We start from the raw sequence: 5,029 nt of genomic DNA on the forward strand, positions 1-5,029 counted from the left end.
GATATCAAAAGAGATTAAACTGTATGACGCCTTTGGAATACAGACAATTCCTGAATAGTTCAGCAGCATAAAAATGACACCAACCATAAGGAAATGATTGGTGTCAGGGATTTTTATTATTTCCACTGTCTACTTGACAGGGGGCAGTAAAATGGACCCCAAGTCAACGACAATTAAAAAAAAGCCTATGCAACTAATTGGAGAAGCTGCTCCCGGTATTTTGCCGGAGGCAGCTTCTTCAGTTTCCACTGACCCCGTTCCTCATTATAGTATTGGATATAGTCATCAACGATTCTCCTCAGATCATCTAGGTTTGCGCAGGATTGGTAAGGTATCTCATCCTTCAGATGCCCGAAGAAGGACTCTTGTGGAGCATTGTCCCAGCAGTTCCCACGCCTTGACATGGACTGTCCTAGGTGGAACCCTCGCAGTTTCTTTCTAAAGTCAGGACTAGTGTAGTGCACCCCTTGATCGGAGTGAATGAAGGCATCCTCTCGCAGGGATATCCTATGGTTATGCATGAGGATTTCGATGGTCTTTAAAGAGATGTCCAGTTTCAGATTGTCTGACACATAGTGCGCCAGAATCTCCTTGGTTGATCCATCCTTAATGGTGGAGAGGTATCCAAGGAAACCTTCCTTTCCCGGTAGATACGTGATATCTGTGAGAAGAACCTTGCCGGCCACACCCTGGTCAAACTGGCGCTGCAGTATGTTGGGGGCGGTGCTGTGCTCCTTCGTGGCTTTGGCGATCCGTCGATACGGATTAGCCTTGCGTATCGGGCAGACTATGCCAAATTTGCGCATTAAACGCTGCACTTTCTTGCGGTTGACGGTGATTCCTTTCCGGTTGTGAAAGTACATCACGATGCTTCGAGATCCTTTCTTGTAGCCGCGGTACTCATAGGCCTTCTGAATATGGGCTTTCCACTGCTGATCCTCTTTCTCACGGGCTTGCCGGGCGGGGGTTTTCCTCAAATGGCTGTAATAGCCGGATCGGGAAATACCCAACAGGTCACAGCCATCCTGGATGGTGCCGTTATAGGATCCGTTGTGCTTGAGCTTATGGAGCAATGCAAAGCTGTCACTTGATTTTTCCGCGCTTCCTCGCCTCCTTTCGCTCCAGTCTGCTTTTTTTAGCAGTTCTTTCTCCTGTTCGAGCAGGACAATTCGTTCCTTCAACCACTCGATTTCCTGCTGGGGTGTCCGCTCAGTCTTCCTGGGCCGGCCAGAACTATGTTTTCGGGTATCTTCTAGGGAAAGCATTCCTTCTTCGCGGTAACGTTTACGCCATTTCTTAGCGAACGCCTTGATGCGCTCTTCGCCCAGGATTTCAACGGCAAAGCCGGCTTCCTGGAAGATTTGCTTCGAATGCTTCCCCTGAAGGCTTTCTGATACGAAGTGCCGTTTATATTCGTCAGTATAGGTGATGCTCTTCTCTGAAGCAGCCTTAACATACTGATTTTCCTTCAGGATTACAACCTGTTCAGCTGTGAAAGTGATTTTAGACATATCCGGACTCCTTTCGGATGTAGCTGGCAACACATGACATCTCTTATTTCAGTATACAGAAACAGACCCTGTAAAGGGACTTTTTTCAGTGTCCACTTTATAGGGTCCATTTTACAGTTCAGAAGGGGTGTTAACTTTATTTTTGCTTTTATTTGTAGTTAAAAGAACAATTGGTATTTCCCCGGAAACTTAATAACCTTTGCCCTATCTGAGTTCATTTGTTTTCTTCAAGGAACTCATCTACGTCTTTCCAACCACTCTCTGTAACACCCTTACCTACCTCAACGCTAATTGCAACTCCCGCTCCTCCCATTATAGCGGCCGCTTTGGTCGCTTTTTGTCTCGGATAATGGGTCGGCTTGTGGGAGCGGGCCCATCAAGGGGCCGTGGTCTGGCTGGGTTACAGGCTGGTTGGAAGTGGGAAGTTAAGCACAGGGTTTTCGTTTCTAGGGTAGTTGAGTTACGAGGGTTTGTACAGTACGACCGCAAAGAATTCGGTGTTAGCATTAGCCTGAAGGGTGCCAGCTGCAGTTTCGTTGTTCGAGGTGTACACTGCAAATACATCGCTTTTGTGGCTATGGCCGAGCTGGCTCACGAAGCAGCTGAGCGCAGTGCACACAGGCAGGTTCAGGAGGTTCTTCGCGCTGGCCAGTAGGCCGGCACGGCCTCCGGCCGTTTCTTCTTTTGGTCGGCCACGGCTCCGCTTGCGGTCAGAATCGCTATAGGTGAGTTAGTATTGGGTAGCGACTGACTAGTACGTTTTAAGACTTTTTTATCGCCAGTAACTGCTGCAAGACTATTTGTTTTAAGATTCTATTTAAGTGAGTTTTTTAATTCTTGAAAGACAAACTTGTTCCCGATTAAATAATTGGTATTTATTGTAAATTTATTTAATCGTTAGGAGTGATATAGATTAGTCCCGGTAAAAAAATAACCAAAAAAGACTCTAATAACCTGAAGAAACATAAACCTCGGTGGGTTATTTCTGTGCAGAAGGATAATGATGAATATCTAAACGGGAAAGAGAGAGAATTATAAGAAGTATAGTTGAAGCATTATCAGGAGAATGTGGTTTTGGCTATAAGCCTAAGGATGGGTATATCTTTGTGGGAACCGGTGGCCAGTTCCAGGGGCACGCTTTAGGTATGGGTAAATCGGAAAAGGCTGCTCTGTGGGAGATTCTGGACAGGTACGGCACTGTGGATGGTGACACCATCTGGCTGCCGGGCGGAATAAAAGGTAGAATTAAATACACTACCCTTACTCCTAAGGGCAATATGCGGGACTACAAGTGGCAAGGATTCGTGGTTTGATATTTCCTTAACCCAAAAATTATTGTGTTGATTTTCAACATAATCTAAAATAGAGCAAATACTATTAATACGAGGTAATCATGCTTAAAGAAACAGTAATAAAAGAAATGATTAATGTCTTTCATGATGTTCCATATGGAGTTGACCATACATTAAAGGTACTTCAACTGGCCGAAGATATAATGACTGGAGAAAGCATAGACAGTGAAAAAAGAGAACTAATCACTATTACTGCTATACTACATGATATTGGTGCCCTTGAAGCTCAACGGAAGTATGGCTCTATGGAAGCTAAGTATCAAGAAAAAGAAGGTGCAATAATAGCGAGGCAGATACTTGAAAAAGTAGGTTATGAACCAGGCAAGATTGACAGGGTATGTTACATAGTTGGCAATCATCATACCCCTGAAAAAATAGATGGTATTGACTTTCAGGTTTTATGGGAAGCTGATCTTATCGCAAATATGGAAGCTATGGATATTAAGAATGATATAGAAAAGCTTCCGGGCTACATTGAGGAGAACTTTAAAACAACTGCTGGAAAAGTCCTAGCTAAAGAGTATTTCCTGAATACTGGGGGTATATGATTCTGTTTATAGCTCGCCTCCCGCTCCTCCCATTATAGCGGCCGCTTTGGTCGCTTTTTTGTCTCAACTGACGGGTCGGCTTGTGGGAGCGGGCCCATCTAGTTGAGTTACGAGGGTTTGTACAGTACGACCACAAAGAATTCTGTGTTAGCATTAGCCCGAAGGGTGCCAGCTGCAGTTGTCACGATTTCGTTGTTCGAGGTGTACACTGCAAACACATCGCTTTTGTGGCTATGGCCGAGCTGGCTCACGAAGCAGCTGAGCGCAGTGCACACAGGCAGGTTCAGGAGGTTCTTCGTGCTGGCCAGTAGGCCAGCACGGCCTCCAGCCGTTTCTTCTTTTGGTCGGCTACGGCTCCGCTTGCGGTCAGAATCGCTATAGGTGAGTTAGTATTGGGTAGCGACTGACTAGTACGTTTTAAGACTTTTTTATCCCCAGTAACTGCAAGACTATATTTGTTTTAAGATTCTATAATTAGTTGAAAGACAAACTTGTTCCCGATTATATAGTTGGTATACTATCAACTATTACTTTTAGCTGCCCAAACTGCAACTCAACTGAAGAAATCCCTTTATCTGTGATCTATGACCTTCAGGAATGTACACATGGATATGTTGGTACTGAATTTGAGCTTCCAGATTTTCCTTGCCAAAACTGTGGCACAAATATGTTGAACAGTTAAAGCCAGTTGCCATTTTTGTGCCGTACATATGTAGCCGACTAAAGCAAAAACAACTCAATAAGGCAGTCTAGTACAAGGTCATGGCAGATGTCAAATTTATATAAGATGATCTAATAACATAGCTTAAAAATAAAAACGGTGCTAGCAATTATCTGCCAGTACCATTATTTACATATTTTGGTGGAGGCGGGGTGTACCGTTCCGTATCCACAGTACCCAAACGTAAGCTTGGGTAAAAAATATTACTCCCTCAACCCATCCATCCCGGAGAGGTGATTTTCTCAACACCCCTTCCTCTAAGATATAGTCTGGGCGAAGCCACTGCCAACCAACACCACTGCATCTCTGTCAACTTTGAGTCGTCGCCAGTAACTAACTAAAATACGAACAAAGATTCTCAACGTATACTGGTAAGCATTATGCCGACTAAAAATCCCGTGGCGACATATTAGGGATTTCTTTATAGTTTCTATCAACCTGTTCAAACTGATATCCCATAAACTAGTGTATATATAAAGTGTTAATTTTGGGAACACCTCACTTGTTATAGTTTTTCTTAACTCCCTATTCATAATAATCAACATTATTTCCTAAGCTTTTTTCACTAACTTTTCTTATCTCCGTTATCCCTTCTTTCTTCTGAATAACATATGAAATCTCTTGTAAATTTTCGTATTCCCTCTCAAATTTACTTATTTCTTCGTTAATAAATTCTCGATGTTTACGTAGGTTGTCTAAATTTTCAGCAATTTCTTTATCATCTTTGCCAACCACTTTTAATCTTACTCTTCTTTTTTTTTCTTCAGTTACTGTAGGTGAAATCACTGTTATATTTGCTTCTTTACCACTAGAGGATACCTCAGATACGTTAAGAAGATATTCTTTAAACCTTTCGTATAAACCGATATCATCTAAGATTTTATTAATTAAATAACT

General features: G+C 43.0%; 6 protein-coding genes. 4 read left to right on the forward strand and 2 right to left on the reverse strand.

The annotated features are described in order from the left end of the window. Positions 1–185 precede the first annotated feature (185 nt). Entirely contained in the window at positions 186–1,511 is a 1,326-nt protein-coding gene (locus P6N53_RS18350; RefSeq protein ID WP_304545814.1) for an IS3 family transposase, read from the reverse strand. A gap of 361 nt (positions 1,512–1,872) precedes the next feature. Here P6N53_RS18350 and P6N53_RS18355 point away from each other — a divergent pair, with 361 nt between their 5' ends. From P6N53_RS18355 to P6N53_RS18370, 4 genes are all read left to right on the forward strand, one after another. After that, entirely contained in the window at positions 1,873–2,166 is a 294-nt protein-coding gene (locus tag P6N53_RS18355) for an SWIM zinc finger family protein (RefSeq protein WP_304545817.1), read from the forward strand. A 451-nt stretch (positions 2,167–2,617) separates the two neighbouring features. Then, on the forward strand, positions 2,618–2,824 hold the full coding sequence (locus P6N53_RS18360) for a hypothetical protein (RefSeq protein WP_304545818.1): 207 nt from the start codon (positions 2,618–2,620) through the stop codon (positions 2,822–2,824). A gap of 80 nt (positions 2,825–2,904) precedes the next feature. Next, complete coding sequence (locus tag P6N53_RS18365) at positions 2,905–3,411, forward strand: HD domain-containing protein (protein WP_304545819.1); 507 nt, start codon at positions 2,905–2,907, stop codon at positions 3,409–3,411. An 80-nt stretch (positions 3,412–3,491) separates the two neighbouring features. Then, positions 3,492–3,722, forward strand: a complete 231-nt coding sequence (locus tag P6N53_RS18370) for an SWIM zinc finger family protein (protein WP_304545821.1) — start codon at positions 3,492–3,494, stop codon at positions 3,720–3,722. Between the two features lie 935 nt (positions 3,723–4,657). On the opposite strand, the gene P6N53_RS18375 is transcribed toward P6N53_RS18370, so the two are convergent. Then, positions 4,658–5,029, reverse strand: a 372-nt coding sequence (locus P6N53_RS18375) for a hypothetical protein (protein ID WP_304545823.1), incomplete at its 5' end; no start/stop codon positions are given.

The sequence above is a fragment of the Desulforamulus aquiferis genome (genome assembly GCF_030577015.1).
Taxonomy (GTDB): Bacteria; Bacillota; Desulfotomaculia; order Desulfotomaculales; family Desulfotomaculaceae; genus Desulfotomaculum; species Desulfotomaculum aquiferis.